Source organism: Chryseobacterium tagetis (assembly GCF_016735585.2).
Taxonomy (GTDB): Bacteria; Bacteroidota; Bacteroidia; order Flavobacteriales; family Weeksellaceae; genus Chryseobacterium; species Chryseobacterium tagetis.
Map to the genome: position 1 here is coordinate 511,741 of NZ_JAERSE020000001.1, position 19,389 is coordinate 531,129.

19 protein-coding genes are annotated in these 19,389 nt (G+C 34.0%); 16 read left to right on the forward strand and 3 right to left on the reverse strand.

Annotated elements, in window-relative coordinates:
- The first annotated feature begins 929 nt into the window (after positions 1-929).
- The 6 genes from JI747_RS02215 (at position 930) to JI747_RS02240 (ending at position 6,116) form a co-directional block, all read left to right on the forward strand.
- Positions 930-1,703 carry a hypothetical protein gene (locus JI747_RS02215; RefSeq protein ID WP_225685964.1) on the forward strand — a complete coding sequence of 258 codons (774 nt, stop codon included), beginning with the start codon at positions 930-932 and terminating at the stop codon, positions 1,701-1,703.
- Between the two features lie 4 nt (positions 1,704-1,707).
- Positions 1,708-2,583 carry a hypothetical protein gene (locus JI747_RS02220; RefSeq protein ID WP_225685965.1) on the forward strand — a complete coding sequence of 292 codons (876 nt, stop codon included), beginning with the start codon at positions 1,708-1,710 and terminating at the stop codon, positions 2,581-2,583.
- A gap of 2 nt (positions 2,584-2,585) precedes the next feature.
- A complete protein-coding gene (locus tag JI747_RS02225; RefSeq protein WP_225685966.1) occupies positions 2,586-3,368 on the forward strand; it encodes a hypothetical protein in 783 nt (260 codons plus the stop codon).
- Between the two features lie 230 nt (positions 3,369-3,598).
- The gene (locus JI747_RS02230) at positions 3,599-4,471 is read left to right on the forward strand and encodes a helix-turn-helix domain-containing protein (protein ID WP_225685967.1); all 873 of its coding nucleotides are present in this window, start codon (positions 3,599-3,601) and stop codon (positions 4,469-4,471) included.
- Positions 4,472-4,551: 80 nt separating this feature from the next.
- Positions 4,552-5,655 carry an FAD-dependent monooxygenase gene (locus JI747_RS02235; RefSeq protein WP_225685968.1) on the forward strand — a complete coding sequence of 368 codons (1,104 nt, stop codon included), beginning with the start codon at positions 4,552-4,554 and terminating at the stop codon, positions 5,653-5,655.
- Between the two features lie 137 nt (positions 5,656-5,792).
- Positions 5,793-6,116, forward strand: a complete 324-nt coding sequence (locus JI747_RS02240) for a winged helix-turn-helix transcriptional regulator (RefSeq protein ID WP_225685969.1) — start codon at positions 5,793-5,795, stop codon at positions 6,114-6,116.
- On the opposite strand, the gene JI747_RS02245 is transcribed toward JI747_RS02240, so the two are convergent.
- Together JI747_RS02245 and JI747_RS02250 are read right to left on the reverse strand one after the other, a co-directional pair.
- Entirely contained in the window at positions 6,113-6,571 is a 459-nt protein-coding gene (locus tag JI747_RS02245; protein ID WP_225685970.1) for a VOC family protein, read from the reverse strand. The two genes, JI747_RS02240 and JI747_RS02245, sit on opposite strands and share 4 nt — an antisense overlap.
- 144 nt (positions 6,572-6,715) lie before the next feature.
- On the reverse strand, positions 6,716-7,093 hold the full coding sequence (locus tag JI747_RS02250) for a winged helix-turn-helix transcriptional regulator (RefSeq protein ID WP_225685972.1): 378 nt from the start codon (positions 7,091-7,093) through the stop codon (positions 6,716-6,718).
- 90 nt (positions 7,094-7,183) lie between these two features.
- On the opposite strand from JI747_RS02250, the gene JI747_RS20340 reads away from it, so the two are divergent.
- The 9 genes from JI747_RS20340 to JI747_RS02290 all read left to right on the forward strand — a co-directional run bounded on the left by JI747_RS20340 (position 7,184) and on the right by JI747_RS02290 (position 15,568).
- Positions 7,184-7,804 (forward strand): alpha/beta hydrolase, encoded by a 621-nt coding sequence (locus JI747_RS20340; RefSeq protein WP_262904118.1) that lies wholly within the window; start codon positions 7,184-7,186, stop codon positions 7,802-7,804.
- Positions 7,782-8,168, forward strand: coding sequence for an alpha/beta hydrolase fold domain-containing protein (locus tag JI747_RS20345; RefSeq protein WP_262904119.1), 387 nt, complete (start codon positions 7,782-7,784; stop codon positions 8,166-8,168). Before JI747_RS20340 ends, JI747_RS20345 begins: the two co-directional genes overlap by 23 nt.
- Before the next feature lie 17 nt (positions 8,169-8,185).
- Positions 8,186-9,352 (forward strand): MFS transporter, encoded by a 1,167-nt coding sequence (locus tag JI747_RS02260; RefSeq protein ID WP_225685974.1) that lies wholly within the window; start codon positions 8,186-8,188, stop codon positions 9,350-9,352.
- Between the two features lie 530 nt (positions 9,353-9,882).
- Positions 9,883-10,422, forward strand: a complete 540-nt coding sequence (locus JI747_RS02265) for a phage tail protein (protein WP_225685976.1) — start codon at positions 9,883-9,885, stop codon at positions 10,420-10,422.
- Positions 10,423-10,466: 44 nt separating this feature from the next.
- Complete coding sequence (locus JI747_RS02270; RefSeq protein ID WP_225685978.1) at positions 10,467-11,006, forward strand: phage tail protein; 540 nt, start codon at positions 10,467-10,469, stop codon at positions 11,004-11,006.
- A gap of 35 nt (positions 11,007-11,041) precedes the next feature.
- Positions 11,042-11,584: a phage tail protein gene (locus JI747_RS02275; protein WP_225685979.1), complete on the forward strand. Its 543-nt coding sequence runs from the start codon at positions 11,042-11,044 to the stop codon at positions 11,582-11,584.
- Between the two features lie 55 nt (positions 11,585-11,639).
- A complete protein-coding gene (locus JI747_RS02280) occupies positions 11,640-12,761 on the forward strand; it encodes an ABC transporter substrate-binding protein (RefSeq protein ID WP_225685980.1) in 1,122 nt (373 codons plus the stop codon).
- Entirely contained in the window at positions 12,761-13,699 is a 939-nt protein-coding gene (locus JI747_RS02285; RefSeq protein ID WP_225685981.1) for a formyltransferase family protein, read from the forward strand. The genes JI747_RS02280 and JI747_RS02285 overlap by 1 nt, the downstream gene beginning before the upstream one ends.
- 219 nt (positions 13,700-13,918) lie before the next feature.
- Positions 13,919-15,568 carry a helix-turn-helix domain-containing protein gene (locus JI747_RS02290; RefSeq protein WP_225685982.1) on the forward strand — a complete coding sequence of 550 codons (1,650 nt, stop codon included), beginning with the start codon at positions 13,919-13,921 and terminating at the stop codon, positions 15,566-15,568.
- A 114-nt stretch (positions 15,569-15,682) separates the two neighbouring features.
- On the opposite strand, the gene JI747_RS02295 is transcribed toward JI747_RS02290, so the two are convergent.
- A complete protein-coding gene (locus JI747_RS02295) occupies positions 15,683-16,504 on the reverse strand; it encodes a helix-turn-helix domain-containing protein (protein ID WP_225685983.1) in 822 nt (273 codons plus the stop codon).
- 1,037 nt (positions 16,505-17,541) lie between these two features.
- On the opposite strand from JI747_RS02295, the gene JI747_RS02300 reads away from it, so the two are divergent.
- Positions 17,542-19,155: a helix-turn-helix domain-containing protein gene (locus tag JI747_RS02300; RefSeq protein WP_225685985.1), complete on the forward strand. Its 1,614-nt coding sequence runs from the start codon at positions 17,542-17,544 to the stop codon at positions 19,153-19,155.
- The last annotated feature ends 234 nt before the right edge of the window (positions 19,156-19,389 follow it).

The window sequence follows — 19,389 nt, forward strand, 5'->3', positions numbered from 1 at the left end:
AGACTGTGAAAAATAGTAACTTTTTATGAGTGATTATTGTACAGTAAATGTTTGTTTACTTTCTATTTTTTCGAAATTTAGATTAAGAAAATTTAAATGATTTTTTTGTTCTTTAATCAAAAGTGAAATGTAATAAATATTCCATTTCGTTACTTTTCGTGTTTTTTCGAAAAATATTTTAATTGTTTTATTGTCTTTTATTGAAAGTTAGTAATTAGATGTCTCTCCTTATGGAGGGGCTTTTTTTGTTTAAAAAAGTATCTGTCCGGAGAATTATTTGTAAATAACTCTAATATTTAGGGTTAAAAAATTTATAATATTTCCATGTATATGTAACAAATTTATTAACATAAAATATTTATGAATGATCTTGTTCTGTTTTTATCCTAGAAATTATTATTAATGTAATAATAATTAAAATGATGTTTTTTTCACTATTAAGTGTGTTTTTGTTTAAATTTATTTGTTTTTTAATCAAAAACATTAATTTTTTTCATATAAATTGATATATATTTGTGGGATTTTTTAAATCAGGTATTGTTTAAGAAGTAATAAAATAAATCTTAATACAAACAATTGCCGAAAAAAATTAATAAGTAACATTAAAACCTGGAATCTGATTTTTTATGTCTTTATTGGAATTTGAATAAAATTTCAATAAAAATATAAAAGCTCTATTCTTACCTCATTACATGAAAATACGAGAATTTAAAAGTACACACTATAAAGAGTATACCAGTAAGACTTACGGAAATTCCAGACTCTTTTTTCCTTTAATATCCTCCACTTCAATCTGCATGATTTTATTTACCTGTGAGCTCAGGTAGAGGATTCTATATAACGTTAATTTCTCTACTAATTTTTAAAATATATTAATTTTTATGAAATATCAATGTACATTAATTGTTACTTTTCTAATGTCTCTGACAATGTATTCTCAAGTAGGAATTAATACGACGACACCAAAATCTACATTAGACGTAAATGGAGATTTAGCATTAAGAAATGCTTTAAGTACTGGTGGAACAGATGCTGTTAATGGTAATCCAGGGAGTGTGGATCAGGTCTTGGTTTCGAAAGGAGCTGGACAGCCTCCTGTTTGGAAATATGCAAACATTCCTTTTATGGAAAATTCACAGTACAAATTAATTAATACCTATCTGAAAGCAGATCAAACAGGTATTACAACTTTGTCTAATACGGTAGCTGCTTCTGCTCCGGTAACGAGTAACCTGAATGAGGATTTTGATCCTGCGAAATGGGTTAAAATTGCTGATTTGGCTACTCCTGTGGAAATTAAGTCATCTCAGAATAAAGTGACTTATCAGTTTCAGACTGGGGTTGAACTAGTGAATAAAGCAGTGGGCTCCGGCTCTTCTGTGGATTTTATTTGCGGTATTTTTAAAAACAATAAACTGGTAGCATTAAGACCTGACGGAATTACAGCTGTTGATAATGCACCTACACAAAGTATTTTCACATTAAATTATACTGAGGAAAATGTTGCTAAAGGAACTTACACCGTTGAGGTGGCTTGCAGAAAAATTTATTCTTCAGATGTAGCAAACAATTATTTTAGAATTGGTATAAATATACCGACCTATGGGCCTACACCAAATGTAAATAATACTTCTTCAAATGCATTTAGCTTGAGATCTTTATTTAAAATTGATATTGCAGAACTTGTTACCTATACAAATTAGAATTATGAAAAAGACATTAATATTTTCAATTGCTTTGGTCTCAACTCTATTACATGCACAAGGTAATGTCGGGGTGGCTACGACAAATCCCCGAAATAATCTAGACGTAAATGGAGATATAAACATAGGAAAAAAATTGTATGTAGATAGCGGTACAGGTACACTTCTGGCGGGTAATGAAGATCAGGTTCTAGTTTCTCAAGGTCCGAATAAACCACCTAAATGGAAGACTTTCAGAATTCCTGATTATTTAACGAATAAATATTACCTGATATTTAATGATTCGTTTAGAGATTTGAATACTATATCGGCAACTAATCAAGGACCATCGGGTACAATAGGGCAGGGAGCTACTTTTACCAATGCAGAAACAGCGACAACTATAGTGCCTGCAACAGATTTTGCTCAGGATACACCGCTTACATCATTAACGGTTGCTGGAAAGAATTTTAAGCCAATAGCTGGTCTGTCTCAAAACTTCACAGTGAATAGTACTCAGAATAGTACATACTTACTCTTCGAAACAGTAGCACAGCAAAATAATGCAGGTGGAGATGGGTCAAACATTAAATTTGCATGTGGTATTTTTGTAGATGGACTGTTAAAAAGTATCAGAATCAACAGGCTTACTCCGAGTCCTAACAGCAGTACATTTATAACACATACACAAATTGGTGGAGTTGAAAATCTTACACCAGGTACACATACAGTTGGAGTTGCATGTTCCAGATTGTCAAATCCTGTTTCAGGACTTACCTTGGGAATTGGAGTGCCTGCAACGACGAGTGTGAGCAACTTAAATAATTTTATGACACAATCTTCTCTGAAAGTTGATGTGTATGAAATTCCACAAAATTTTTCACCAGTAGTAAATCCATAACAATGAAAAACATTTATATTACACTAGTTTTTTTAGCGGTAGTCTGTAAAGGTCAAGTAGGTATCAATACCAATACTCCTGCAAAAACCCTTGACGTAAACGGTACATTGAATGTTAGAAACGAAGTTCGCACAGGAGGAACACCTAGTACAATAGGATCTGAGGGGACTTCAGGTCAGATATTTACTGTAGCAAGTGCGACATCCGATACTTGGAAAACGTTTCAGATTGCCAATGGTACGGGAAGCCTTTCGCTATTTTATTTGAATACCGTTAAAGATAATGTTGGTATACAGTTCACCCAGTCCGGAAGTACCGGTATTTATACGATGGATGCTCCCTATTCTGCTTCCAGCTGGACATACATTTCAGGAGCATCAGATAGTTTTGTAGTTACCCGTACAGACAATAAGTCTAAAGCAATATTGTCTTTTCAGACAACTGTTCAAATAGCTAGACCTTCAGGTTTATCATGGTCAACAGGATCAGCAAGTTACGCATGTGGTATTTTCTTAGAAAAAGATGGAGCTGCCGGAGTTCTGAAAGCGGTTCGAAATGATGTTGTTCGTGGAATACCAGGGAGTTATAGAGTTTACAATTTAAATGTAACTTTAGACGCTTTGGCTGCAGGTTCGTACGTTGTAAAAGCAGCCTGTACAAATAGAAATTTAGGTTCAGGAAGCAGTTTATCAGTGTTGGGAATAGGCAGAGCTGTAGATACATCCAATCTAAATAGCGCAATGTCTCAGTCTACGCTAACAACGTCTATGTTACAGACTTATTAGTATTGGATTTTATAAATAATATAAAGAAAGCCGGCTTTTTTCAGCTGGCTTTCTGTTTTATAATCAGTTTCTTTTCTAAAAAAGTTAGAAAATATAATTAAATTTATATACTGCGAATTAAGAAAGATGTTTTTCATTTGTGAGCAGATTTAAATCCTGTTTTATCAATACTAATACAGAATTTAATTGTAGTAAAAATAGGTTCAGTAAACTATTCCAAAATCTAGAAAGTGGTTAGAAAACAAGACAACATACCCGTAAACTCAATGGCTGATGAATTCACACAAGGCATTGCTATTGACAAAATGAGCATTAAACAGTCTGATTTTAAAGCCAAAGAATATTACGAAGAAGCCCATCAGTCACATCGGGATGAAGGGTATACCTTTCACATTGTTGAAAAAGGCAGCGTTCTTATGGAAATTGATTTTCAGCAATATGAAATCAGTGCACCGGTAATTGTATATATGCATCCAAATCAAGTGCATCGAATGCTGAAATGTTCTAATATGACCGTTTGTTCTTTGTCTATTAAAAGTGAAAATCTAAACGAGGATTATCTTTACTTTTTGGAAGAACTTGCGCCTGCAAAACCGTTATCATTATCCAAAGATTTCTCCGCAAAAATTTTTGAAACCTTTTCTCTCTGCTTAAGTCTTTCGAAGGAGAAGGACAATAAGCTTCATCATTTAATTTTGAAAGATAGCTGCAATACTTTAGTAGGCTTAATTATTTCAACATTTTTAAATCAGGAAAAATTTTCTGCCAAACTTTCAAGAGTGGAGCTTATCTCCAAATCATTCCAACAATTGTTAGATAAAAATTATTATACGGTTAAGCGACCGAATGAATATGCAACGTTGCTCAATATCTCTGTTCATTATTTGAACGAAAGCGTAAAAACAACAACGGGAGTATCTGTTTCGCAACATATTCAGAATCGTATTATTTTGGAGGCAAAACGTATGTTGTATCACACAGATAAATCGGTCAAAGAGATTGCATTTGAATTGGGCTATGACGATTATCCTTATTTTGCCAGAATTTTTACCAAAGCTACGGGAATCTCTGCTTTGACCTTTCGGAATAAAAGGCACGATTAATCCAATACTTTCCCCGATTAACCATTTTCTAGTGTTAAATTACTTTGGATTTTTGCAATATAAAATTTAAGTGAATAAAAATGAAACAAACTAGAAAAGTGCTTGTGTCAGGAGCAAGTTTTGCAGGCTTGACCATGGCTTATTGGTTGAATAAATTTGGATATAAAGTGACTGTGGTTGAAATCGGAAATCATTTGAAAATGGGCGGAACACCTGTTGATATTAAAGATGAAACCATAGATATTGTGAAAAGGATGGGGCTTTTTGAACAGATAAAAGCCAATAGAATTGGACCTGAAAAATGGGAATTTAAAAATGCCGAAGATATAAGCGAACATACTGTTATATTAGAAAAATTACCTGATAATGAATTTGAAATAGAAAGAGATGTATTGCTTACCATGCTCTTTGATCTCATAAAAAACGATGTCGAATTTATTTTTAATAACAGCATTACAGCATTAAACGAAACAAAAAACACTATTGAAGTTTCCTTTAAAGATGGCTCACAACAAATATACGATTTAGTGTTTGGGTGCGATGGAATACATTCGACGGTAAGGAAAATCTGGTTTGGAGACGAAACGGAATATGCTCATTTTTTAGGACAATATTTTTCCATTGCTATTGCAGATAAATTATTGGTGGAAGAAGGCGCTTACCAAATGTATGCAGAACCTAATAAAGGCGTTGCACTGTATGCATATAATAATAAAACGGATATTATATTTACATTCCGTCCCGAAGCCGAAATTCCTTATGATTTCCGAGATCAGGAGCAACATAAGAAAATCATTTTGGAACAGTTTGAAGGTATCGGTTGGCGAACTGCCGAGCTGCTAGATGAACTGATCAATTCCAAATCATTCTATTTCGATAAATTCTGTCAAATAAAAATGCCATCGTGGACGAAAGGAAGGGTTGCATTAGTAGGAGATGCGGGATATTGTGCTTCACCAGCAGCAGGTATGGGCGGTTCATTGGCTATCATCGGAGCAACAGCATTGGCAGATGCTTTTGAAAAGCATGATGGAAATTTTGAATTAGCTTTTGAAGCATACAATAAAGATCTGCGACCTTTTATAGAAAAATTGCAGGCAGGTGCAGTACAAACGTTGGATAAATTGCTGCCCCAAAACGAAGAAGAAGTAAGATTTAGAAATAAAAACGGATTAGACCTTTAAAATAAACGGACCGTTTCGGAGATTAAGAATTTGCAATTGAAAACTTGAGCCAGTCACAAGTATTTATGTCATATTTCGTAATTTGGCTGGAATATTTTAAAATTATATAATAGCTGTTCTAAAATAAGATCATACCAATGCGTAAAGAAAATTCCACCAATGCATTCAATGAAAAAGCATTACAAGAATATTGTAATGCTTCTAAAACTTTAGCGCTGTTTAGTGGGCGTTGGAAACTTTCAATTGTATCCCGATTACTTAAATGCGAAGTAAGTTATACCGAATTTAAAATTCTTCTCCCAACAATTAGCGACCGGACACTTTCCAAACAGCTGAATGAATTGGTAAAGGATGAACTGATCCTAAAGAATAAGACCAAGACTTCATCTATTTATTCAATTTCGGATAAAGGAAAGAAATTGGAAAAAATTTTAACTGCTCTTGCCGAATTTCATAATTAGTTAAAATCCACTTTTTCTAAAAATTCGATTACTTCTCCATTAAGGCCATATACAAGGCTGTTTTTTACCCTAACTATTTTAGTTTCGTCAGATAAATCTAGCTCAGATACCCCTTTGCTTAAATCTTTGGCACCATAGACGAGAGCCTGTTTTCTGGCTGTGTCTGCGTCATTTACCACAAAGCACAGATGAAGTAACGCATTCTCTATATATTCATCATCCGGTTTTCTTTTTCTTCCCTGTGTCGGCATATCTGCGTTGTTGTCACATATTTCCAGATAAAAATTAATTCCTTTATGATGAAGCATCACGCATTTTTCCAAATTAAAATCGGGTAGAGACCACTGATGTACGGGTTCAAATCCTAAATTTTTATAAAAATCCAAAGTACTATCCACATCTATGGCTTTAATAGATACATGGTGAACTCCGATAATATTACTTTTTAAATCCATTTTTAAATTTTATCTTTCAAAGATATTGATCGATGAATACAGATAAAAGAACTTACAAAATTGTTAGTTCTAGGAATTTTTAATTATGATAATCTTGTTTTATTTAGAATTATGTTATGGATTTAAATAGATAGTAATGTTTAATTAATTCTCGCTGAAATTTTCTTCCTGTACCAAACTTTTATGCTTATTTCCCCAATCACTTAATTGTTTCCAGATGGGGATTAATTCACTTGCAATATCCGTCAATTCGTAATCTACCCTTGGAGGAACTTCTGCATGCACTGTACGTTTTACCAAACCTGCTTTTTCCATTTCACGAAGCTGTAGCGTAAGCATTCTTTCTGTAATACCTGTAATCCGATTTCTGATCTCACTGAAACGGAGTTTGCCGTGCTCCAGTTTGCATAGGATCAGTAATTTCCATCTTCCTCCGATCTTACAGACGGCATAGGTAAGATCACACTCTATTATATATTGTTCATTGATGCTGTTCGTTGAATTTTCCTTTCTTTTTCCCATTACTTACAAATTTGTTCGTACCATACAATTGACTGTGTACTGTGCAAATGTATGACTTCTATTTAATTTTGCATACACATTAAATACAACATGAAAAAACTCATAGGAATGCTCATGATATCAGGATTAATTTCCTGTAAAACAATAAATAACAATAATAAAATGAACGCAACTCAATTGAACCCGGAAATAAGTAAAATAATAGAAAATCTGCAGCAGATCCATGTTTTTGATTGGAAAGATCTTTTAGATATGAGCCGGAAAGGATACGAAACAATGGCAGTACAGCTGGGCGGTAAAAAAGAGGCGGTTAGGATAATTGAAGAATTAAATATTCCGACAAATAACCACGAAATTCCTGTGAGAATTTACAGACCCAACGGAATTGAAAATGAAAAATCACCGGCTATCATTTATCTTCATGGCGGTTGGTTTGTTTCGGGGAGTTTTGAGACTCATGATGCTATTGTTCGTCAATTGGCAAATGCGACGGGTTCTGCCATTGTATTTGTAGATTATCGCTTGGCTCCCGAATATCCTTTTCCTGCTGGGTTTGATGATGCTCAATCTGCTACAGAATGGATCATTAAGAATGCAGAACATTTACATTTAGATAAAAATAAAATTGGAATGATCGGTGACAGCAAGTGTTTCCACTCAACTTGGCGATCAGTTGAAATTTCAGGTGTTGATTTATCCTGCAGCAGATAACAGATTGAAGACAAAATCATGGAAAGACTATGAAAATGGTCCGATCATCAACAAAGAAGAAGGGATAAGAGCCTGGAACTGGTATTTGGCCAATCCGGAAGATCAACAGAATTCATTAGCAGTTCCTTTATTAATCAAAGATTTTAAAAATACGCCTCCGACATTCATTTTGTTATCAGAGCACGATCCTTTGCGGGATGAAGGTCAACAACTGGCAGAAAATATGAAAGCTTCCGGAGTTCAGGTTAAAACTGTTGTTTACAAAGAAATGGTTCATGGTTTTATGCACATGGGAAGTGTTTTGAAAGAAACTAAAAAGGCGGTTCAGGAAATTGCAGCATTTACAAAAGAGAATCTAAAATAATTTAAGAGAATTTGTACATGAAAAAATACGCATACATTGGCTTTTTAGGATTTTTGGCCGTTATTACAACCGAATTCGGAGTCATTGGAATTTTACCACAAATCGCCGAACATTATAAAATAAGCATTGATAAAGCCGGCTATTTATTAAGTGCTTTTGCTTTGGTTATTGCTCTTACCGGGCCTTTTATGACCTTATTGACTTCGGGTTTTGATCGTAAAAAAATTATGTTCACCTCCATTGCCATATTTTTGATTACAGGTTTTGTCTCTTCGTTCTCGCCTCCGTTCTGGGTTCTGATTTTAGTGCGGATTCTTCCTGCATTCTTACAGCCTGTTTATATTGCTACGGCTTTGTCTGTTGCCGTTGCTAATGCCGATGCTGATAAAAAAAATGAACTGATGAGTATTGTATTCAGTGGGGTGACTGTTGCAATGGTAACTACAGTTCCATTTGCTACGTGGGTTTCAAGTCTGTGGTCATGGGAATACTCATTTATGATTCAGACCGTTGTAAGTTTGATTGCATTAGTTGTTATCTATTTTATGCTTCCGTCAATGCCTGTAAAAGAGAAAAAATCCTATGGGACACAATTGAAAATCCTTACCCAGCCTTCATTTATTTTAAGTACTGCGGCTAATTTTTTCATGATCACCGCATGGTTTTCCACCTACAGCTATTTTGCAGATTATTTGAATAAAGCGAAAGGAATGAACGAAACAATGGTAAGCTATATGCTATTTGTCTTCGGAATTATCGGGGTTTTATCAACATGGATCGCAGGAAAAATGCTTAATAAAAATGTGACTAAAACAACAGCTTTTTTTCTTTCCGGAACTTTAGTGATTCCTGTCTTATTATACTTTTCGAATGGTAATTTATTATCAACCATTGTCGTGATCGGAATTTGGGGGTTTATGTACTCGCCGAGTTTTCTGAATGCCTCTACCTATATGATCTCTTCAGTTCCTGATTCTTTGGAGTTTGCCAACAGTCTGGCTACCTCATTCGGGAATTTAGGCGTAACATTAGGAACAACTTTGGGAGGCTGGATGATTGTAACCAAAGGAGTTGAATACAATCCGTGGATTGGTTTTGTATTTGGATTATTGGCTTTTATGATGATGATATTAAAAAGCTTTTATGAGAAAAAAGAGAGAAAGGTTTTAGTATGCAAAGGATGATTCCATTAAAGAGGTACCATTATTCATCATAATTTTAATCAATACAATATCATTAATTTTTTACGTTAAAATTAATGATATTGTAATTTTTATGAAAAATGATTTCCTAAAAGATAGAACGGTATTTTGCTAAATAAGAAGAAAAAACTCTGTTGATTTTATAAATATTTAATATTAGGTGTATTTTTGATATAATAATTAATGTATATTTGTGTTACTCTTGTCTTGATAGAGTGATTTAAAAGCTTAACCAAAAACTTGAAACCATGATGACAATTCTTAAAAGAGGTGCTATACCTTTACTGAATACGATTACTTAGTACATCACCTAATAAAATCTTTACAACACATACTTAGCAACAGAATCTTTATGTATTCTGTTTGCGGGAATAATTATTTCCAAATTCTGAACAGAATGTTGGGTCAGTGTAGTATTGTGTATTGTAAAAAACATTCGATAATTATTGAAGATTTTTACTCTTCAGATCTTATAAAAACTTAAAAAAAGTTTCAATTTAAAACAAATAACTATGGAAGGAACAATTGGAGAAATCCGCCTTTTTGCTTCAAACTTTGCCCCTAGAGATTGGTGGTATTGTGACGGCTCATTATTGGCAATCAGATCAAACACAGCTTTGTTCTCTATATTAGGGACAACGTATGGTGGCGATGGTAAAACAACTTTTGGGCTGCCTAATCTTGGTGGGCGATCGGCGATCGGTGCCGGTCAGGGACCCGGACTATCTTATTATGAATTAGGTGAAAGTACAGGAGCAAACACTGTAGCACTGAGTGTATTGAATTTACCGGCACATACGCATGCTGCTGCAGGAAGTATTGTGATCCCCGCATTTTCAGATGTAGGAGATTCAGATACGCCTGCAAACAATGTCTTGGCAGCAAATGATTTAATGTACAGTTCGCAGGTAAGTGATTCTACCACAAAACCTATTCCTTTGAGCCTGCAGATTGGTGTTTCCGGTGGAAATACTCCATTACCAATTAATCAGCCTTCATTGGGTATGAATTATATTATCTGTTTGTACGGAGTTTTTCCGCCAAGATCATAGTCTAAACTAAACACAAAAAATAACAACAATCAAACACTTAAATTATGGAAGGGTATATCGGAGAAATCCGTCTATTTGCCGGGAATTTCGCACCATTAGGTTGGGCATTCTGTGACGGTACTTTATATAGCATAGCAACATATTCAACAACATTTGCCATACTTGGGACCATATACGGAGGAGATGGACAGGTTACTTTTGCGGTTCCTGACTTAAGGGGTCGTATTGCAGTAGGAACAGGAAAAGGGGCTGGTTTATCAAATATCATTCTTGGGCAGGTTGGAGGAACTGAATCAGTAACAATGACTGTCTCTCAGATGCCTGCTCACGTTCACGCTGCAATGTCTACAATCAATTTTCCGGCTAATTCGGAAGGAGGAGGTACAGCACCCCCTTCAGATGCGATACTGGGAGGTTTGCAAGGAGCATATTCAACGCAGCCCGCTAATACTTATGTGGCGCCCGCAACTGTTAACGGTTCATTGACGACGGTAGGAGGTAATATTCCTTTTAATATCATACAACCCGTTATGGCAACCAATTATATCATTTGTCTTGAAGGAATTTTCCCAAGCAGAAGTTAATTTAGTATATCAGTAATCATTTAAAACTAATCATTATGGACGGAACAATGTCAGAAATCCGAATGTTTGCTGGAGATTTTGCTCCTAGAAACTGGGCATTTTGTCAAGGACAAACATTAAACATAAATACAAACCAGGCATTATTTGCTCTGTTAGGAGTTACCTATGGAGGAAACGGAATAACAACTTTCATGCTTCCTAATTTTGCCGGACGAAGTCCTATGGGAGCGGGGAATGCAGTAGGGGTTAAAAGCTATCAATTAGGAGAGGTATCAGGAAGTGAAACTGTATCATGTACACTGTCAAACATGCCTATGCATACTCACGCTTCAGGTACAGAAAAAGTAGCTATTAAAACCTTTTCTGGTGAAGGAGATACCAACTCACCTACTAATAATACACTTGCTGCATTATCAGGATTGTATTCTGATAATCCGGCAAATACAACATTAAGACCGATCTCGACAGCATTTAATTTAAGCGTTACAGGAGGAAGCCAGCCTATAAATGTACGACAGCCCTATCTTGGGATGAATTATATCATTTGTTTATCCGGAATTTTCCCATCAAGATCATAATTGAAAATTTAACAGGCCTCTAATGGTTTATTCATTAGAGGCTTTATTAAAAAAAATGAAAATAGCTTTACTTTTACCACGATCCGTTATTTATCCTTCAATCTCTTTTGATATCATAGATGGCTTTAAACAGTCATTGAAAAATATCGGTTTGGAGGGGTATCATGAAATTGTCTCTGCAAGCATTGGTGTTGCTGCAAAACATGAAGAAATTTATCAACGATGTGAACAGTTTTTAATAGAGGGAGCAGATATTATTATTGGATATATGAATCCTCTTGCTGCTGAGTTTGTACATCCTTTGTTTCAAGCTGCAGATAAAACACTTCTTGTACTTGACAGTGGATATCATTTTCCTGCTTTTGACGGCAAACTTTCCAATGCCTATTTTATTTCTTTACAAGGAAGTTTATGTACCCGAGTTATTGTTAATCAGGCCATTGAACAAGGTTATAAGAATTTTGCATTTAGCTGTTCTTTTTATGATGCGGGCTATCGTCCCTCTTATATCTATTCTGTTGCAGTAGAAGAGAAAGGAGGCACAATAGGTTTTAATCATATTACCTCTTTGCGGCGTTCAGATTTTACTTTAGCCCCTCTCAGAGAATATATTGAAAAAGAAGAGCAAACTGCTGTACTTGTTTCTTTTTGTGGAGATATGGCAGAAGATTTCTTTAATGAAAGCAATACTATTTCAGCGAATCATGCAGTGTACGGAACCTGTTTTACTGCGGATGAATCATGGCTTAAAAAAATAACCTATCCGGGAAAAGACTGGAATTCAGCAGTAGCGTGGTCGAACACTTTAAAAACACCTGAAAACGAGGCTTTTTTACATACGATGAATGGAATTAAAGAAGGAAAAGCCAATCTTTTTTCCTTATTAGGATGGGAAGCTGCCCTTTTTATAGGAATGGAAAATTTCAGATTTGATGATATTTCTATTGATTCACCACGGGGAAGAGTTTGGATGAATCCTGATAATGGGTTTGCGGAAGCTCCTGTTTACTATGCGACCGTTATAAAAGCTAAGGATACAGAAAACTGCGAACTTAAAGATGTACATTTTGCATCTGTTACAGAAGCAGAGCGTGAAAGTCTGAAAATTAATATAAAAAATATGCAGAATGTAGAAGCCAATACATGGCTTAATGCATACGCTTGTTTAGAATCATAATGAAAGCAGTGAAAATAGCGGTATTATGCAATAACCGTATGGCAATTCCTGCGCTACAGGCTTTACAGTCGGCAGGAATACTTTGTGCAATAGGTGTACCGGAAGGAAATACAGATGTTATTGATTTCTGTACAATGCTTTCAAAACAATCCGGGGTTCCGTTATTGATTTTGACAAAAAATCAATTTCATATTCAGATACAGGAAATGGTTCTCAAAAATACGCCTCACTATTGTTTTACCATGACATTTCCCTGGAAAATACCTTCTGAAATTTTAGAAAAGAATCGATCCTTTTTTTATAATTTTCATTATGGTTTACTTCCTGAAATGCGTGGGGCAGATCCCATATTTGAATCTCTTCGCAGAGGAGCTAAAGAAACAGGAATTACGGTTCATTCGATAGACAGAAAGATTGATACAGGATCTATTATAGTAAGAAAAACACTCCCTATTTCTTCAGATATGACACACGGGATGTTATCGACTCATCTTTCATGGCTTGGTGCGAATCTTCTAAATGAACTTTTACTATCGCTGAATGACGGCTATCAAGGTGTTGCACAGGATCATTCAAAAGCGAAATATTTTGCGAAACCAGGTGCGAAGGATGTCTGTATATTTTGGGAAACATCTGATGCCCAGACTGTAGATGCTTTAGTAAGAGCCTGTAATCCATGGAATAGAGGAGCATATACGCAATGGAACGGATGGAATATACGAATAGTTGAGACTACAATTGTAGAAAAAGTAATGGATCAACTTCATCCTCCGGGAACAATCCTCACATTGGATATGGAAAACGGATTTATAGTTCAGTGTGATAAGAATACTCAACTTAGACTGGATATTATCTATACCGATGAAGGGTTTATGAGTGGATCTAAATTAAGTACTTTTGGTTTAAAAAAAGGCGATCGGTTTACCTGGAATTATTAACTTTTAATTCAAATTAAAAAAATAAGTCCTGTATGAAGCTTCGTACAGGACTTACTTATTGATGAACTTTTACTGCTACACCAATAATTTTATATTTATAGGCGAAAATTATTATTTTAATAGCTGTAGATCTGTTAAATTTGCAATCTCGCAAAAGGATACCATTTATATTGGTTAAAAACGAATTGCTCGGGATGTAAAAATGTATGATTCTATTTTATGAAACAATTACTCTGCTTATTTTTTATTGTTTTTTCTTCTTTCAACTTATTCAATGCAAAAGATAAACTGCTGTGTCCTGAAAATAAAGAAGTAGATCGCCTGATGGATGAAGCGATTGCTCTTAATAGAGAGGGTAAAAGCAAAGAAGCGATCGGAGTTCTTCAAAAAACTATTGATCTGTCAAAATCAGTAGGATGCGAAAAAGGTGAACTGGCTGCCACAAAAAATATGATGCTGGTTTATTCTCATGCTTATGACTATAAAAATGCATTGCAAATTTCTGAGAGAGTTAAAGATCTGGCGCTTAATCAGAAAAATTATAAAACACTGGCAACTTTATATGGCACCAGAGCAACATTATATGATAATATGGGGCTGTACAATGAAAGTTTGAAGGAATACGAAACCGGATTGCAGTATGCAAAACTCATCCCTGATGCAGATACAAGTCATTACGAAATGTCACTTATCTATTATAATCTTAGCCCTTATTATCAAAACAGAAATGATGATAAGGTTTTGTATTATTTAGAAAAAAGCAGGGAAGAGATTCTGAAAGTGAGTGATAACAGCGAAGAAATTTCTTTAGAGAAAAAGATTGATATGTTGATTTCTGTCAACATGAATCTGGGAATCTATTACAAGGATTCGCAAAACAAGAGAAAAGATATAAAACTGTCGGAATACTATTTCATGGAAGCTCTGAAAAGCCTCGATCAAGCAAAAGGTGAAGTAGATGCCTATACGAGAATAGATTTATATCAGGCGCTTCAGGAATTTTATAAACTTAAAAAAGATTATAAAAAATCAATAGAATACGGAGAGAAAATGCTTGTGCTGGAAAAATCTAACAGCATGCCTTATAACCGAAGAGTAGGCTATATGGTATTGGCAAAATCTTATCTGGGAATAGGGGACAATAAAATGTCTCAAAAATATCTTGATCTTTATTCAAAGCTGAACGACAGTATATTAACAATAGAAAAAGAAGCAGTTGAGGTTCCTGTGAAAAAAATAATTTCCGAAACGAAAAAAAACAGTGACTATACGATTAAGAAAATTGCTCTTATTTCTTTAACTTTTCTTGTATTGATTACTGTTATCATGGTTATTTATCGAAAAAGAAGCAATAAAATTCTTCATAATAAATATCAGAACATTATCGCTAAACTCAACAGTGAAAAAGAAGCAAGTAATGAGGCAAAAATTTCTGATGATATAGAAAGTATAAAAATCAAATTACCGGCAAATACACCCGACGAAACCACAAAAATATTGTTGCAGAAGCTGAAGAAATTTGAAACCTCAGAGAAGTTTCTCAAAAAGGAAATTAATACCAGCTGGCTTGCCAGTAACCTTAATACCAATCCTAAATACCTTTCAGAAACCATCAATACCTACAAAGGCAAAAACTTCACAAATTACATTAATGGATTACGGATAGACTATATTGTGCGTAAACTTTACAATGATCCGAAATACAGAGAATATAAAATAAGCTATCTGGCTGAAGAATGCGGATATGCTTCTTCACAGGTCTTTGTGATTGCATTTAAAAAAATAAATGAAGTAACACCCTCTTATTTTATAAAGAATTTAAAAGAAGATCAGGTAAATACTCAATCTCAGGAGCATTTGGCTTCATAAAACAAGAAAAAAGCATTCAATATAATATTGAATGCTTTTTTTGGAGATAAATGAGTGAAGTTTACTATTTAAAATAAATCTGATTTCCAAAATTCCTTTTGGGGTACCTATTCATTAAGCAGAAAATTTATCAGGATTTTGGGTGGTATCATTTTTAAGCTGTTCTATAAAATAGGATGGGGTAACTCCGGTTTCCTTCTTGAATGCGATGGCGAAAACCTGTGAAGAAGCATATCCGCATTCTTCCGCTAAATAACTGATCTTGTAATCTCTGTACACCGGTATTTCATCTAATTTTTTAATAATGTATCGGATACGAAGTCCGTTGATATAGCTGCTGAAATTTTTTTCTGTATGGGTTTTTATAACCTCTGAAAGATATTTAGTATTCGTATTCAGATGATTAGACAGCCAGGTGAGATTAATATCTTTTCTGAGGTATTTTTCAGATCTCTCGAACTTACTGAGCTTTTTCAGAATGGTATTATATGTTTCTGTGGATATTGCGTGAAGACTTTTAACCGGAGTCTTGTTAATTTCAGTTTCAAGAACAGTCTTTAAAAGAACATTGTTTTCATTTTTATTCTTTTGTAAAAGATTACGGACATATTTTGCGAAAATATTCTGATGAGTCTTTATTTGGTAGGTTAAAAATGTAATGACAGATAATCCTATTATAGAACAAAACATAATGAGCTTATTTGTTTTGTTGCCGTTAATATTTCCTGTAATCAGATGGGTTAAAGGTGCAGTGATTGTTTTCTTTTCGTGATCGGTAATGCTTTGGGCAAATGAAATATTCTGGGCATTTACATGAAAATCGTTGAAAAAAGATAAGAAAGTGAAAATACAAACAGAACGTAGTAATACATGAGAATTAATATTTGCTTTGAAAGGAAAATAATTCCTTACATGAAACAGTAGATTTTGGTACATAGTTTTATAAGTGTTGGCAAAACTGATTTGCTTGTCAAAAGTACTATCTATGGGCCCTATGATTAAAAATATGTATAGAATTTATTCCGATATAATTCTACCATAATTTTACCTAAAGCACTTATATACAGTTATGTTTATTTGTAAAACAGCTTTTGATGCTTTAGAGAGGTATGGGTTTGTCAATCAATGGTTGTTTTCGGTAATTATTTCAGAATTATTCTGAGCATCTATAATCGCCTATTTTGAAGAAAATTCACTCATATTTTACGTTGAAAATATAGCATTATTGCTGTAATCATTCCAGTAAAGGTTTGGGGATGGTTCGTGTTTTTTATAACCTTGCACCAAGTTTTATAGAAGTAGCTGTTTTCTGATTAAAACCAATAGGGGAATACCCCGTTCCAGACCTACACAAAACAAGTATTTTAGTAATTAGTAACTTCTTAAAGTACTGCTCGCATCATAAGAGTTTTTCATGTTTTTGTGTTTTTAAACCTCTCTTCGGGGAGGTTTTTTGAAGAAAACTTCGCAGAGAGGATATATTACTAAAGGTAAGCATATTTTCTTAGAACTTAAAACAGACCGTAGAGAAGATATTCCATTATAAGGAATTTAACCATAGAAAATATTAAAAACTAATGTCTAATCAATCTAAAAAATCTAACGTAAAGAGAATATGAATTTTTGTTTCGAACACCAGTTGTAACTCCATCAGCTATCTTTGAACCATAATAGGGAAATAGCTTACCTGAAATAGGGCCGGAAAATCTTATAAATATGTAAATAAAGAGGTCGATTAATAGCCCTAAGCTTATTTTACAAAATTATTTTTTAATGAGAATAATTTTCTGTTTTTTAATGGTTAAAGTGTTAAATATCATTTTTTTATAATTCAAAGGTGTAAGATTTTTTGCTTGGAGGTTTTTTTACGTTTTCGTGAAAATGGTAATTACAACTCAATTTGATATAGAATTGTATGTTTAATTTTGCGTTATTTTTTAAATATTAGCTCTTTACAGGGCCGTAACAACTCCATGAAAAAACTCTCGATTATTCTGAACTTATTCTTTTTGTCATTAACCTATTTATATGGCCAAAACCAGGAAGAGTACAGCAAGATTTATACAAAAACTTTTCTTGAAACCTCTCAGAAAGATTATAAGAAAGCGTTGAGGACTGCAGATTCATTGTTCCTTATTTCGGAGACGCCCATGTTTAAAGCGAAAAGTTTAATGCTTTCGGCGACGATATATAAACAAATCGGTGAGACCAAAAAATCTGTTGAATATGCGATGAAGGCCGAGAAGATCATAGATGGAGTTGATGATCTTTGGTTATCTAAAATTGACGGTTTTTTAGCTTCCCAATATCGGTCTCTGGAACTTTTTGACCAGTCTTTAAACTATATCAATAAAAGCAGAGAGGTGATAAAAAGGCTCAATAATCCTAAAATTGAAAGACAGATGATGGGATTCGTAATGCAGGAAAAAGCGTATTATGAATTGGGGGCAAAAGATTATAAAAAATCAATTGAAGCACTTAAAAAATCTCAGGAATATTTCGACACAAGCACACAGAATGATTATGAATTCCTGACTGCTCAGAATGAGCAATTATTTGGCCTGAATTATTTTAATCTAAAAGATTATGAGAAAGCCATTGCCTATTACGATTTGGCTTTGAAAAGACTGGATGAAATGCCTGATAATTTTGTAAAGGCGTTGGTTTATAACGGATATTCGGAAGTTTATATTGATAAGAAAGATTTAAAAAAGGCGAAAAAATACCTTGATCTGGCAGAAGGAATTTCCAAAAATATACCCAATATAGAACTTAAAAAAGTGATCTATGAGACGTCTCAGAATTATTATCTGCTCCAGCAGGATTTTAAAGAACTGTCTAAAGTAAATTTAAAAAAAGATTCTGTTTCTGAGCAGATTGCTGAAAATTCAAAGGCTTTTATCCGCGACTCCTATACTCATCTGGAAAATAAGAACAGGGATATTGAAAGAAATGTAAAATCTAAGAACTGGATCATTTTTGTGGTCGGATTTCTATTTGTTGCCGGGATGTTGTTTTTTCTTGTCTACCAGAAGTACCAGAGGAAAAAATTTGATAAGGTGAATCAGACCCTGAAGGATCTTAAAAGAACAGAAAGTTTAAAGGTAAGCAATATAGCCGGTGAAGTTAAAGAGAACGTGAAATTGCAAAATGATGGGATAATAGCCGATGAAGAAGAACCTATTATTGTAAGTAGTTATGAAAAAAAGGAGCATTCTTCTATCATGACCGAGACAACAGAAATTATGATTTTAAAAAAGCTTGAAGAATTTGAAAAATCGGCGGAGTTTACCCGAAACGGAATTTCCCTTTCCTGTTTGGCTTCATCTTGTAAAACCAATGCAAAATATCTCTCCTATATTATCAATAATCACAAAGGAAAAGATTTTAATAATTATATCAATGAGTTGAGAATCCATTATATAATAGAAAAGGTGAAAAAAGAACCTCTTTACCATAAATTTAAAATAGCAACGTTGGCAAAAGAGGCAGGATTTTCTTCTCAGAGTAAATTTTCGACGGCTTTTAAAAAAGTCACGGCAGTTTCTCCCTCTCAGTATTTCCAGCATTTGCAATCTGCTTCCTAAAAAACAGGAAGAAGATAACTGATTCTGTTTAATTTTTATAAATATATAATAATCAAGATTTTAAAACAGGTAATTGTGTATCCGTTTTACGGAATATGGGCTTTCATTCCCTTGTTTTCAAGAAATAGCAAGTCTAATATTGCACCAGAAATTGAATAGTTAACTGTACTCATCAAAGCTTTTATTTAAAACACCACATCCTTTCATTTTTTGAATAGATGCAAGAATAAATAT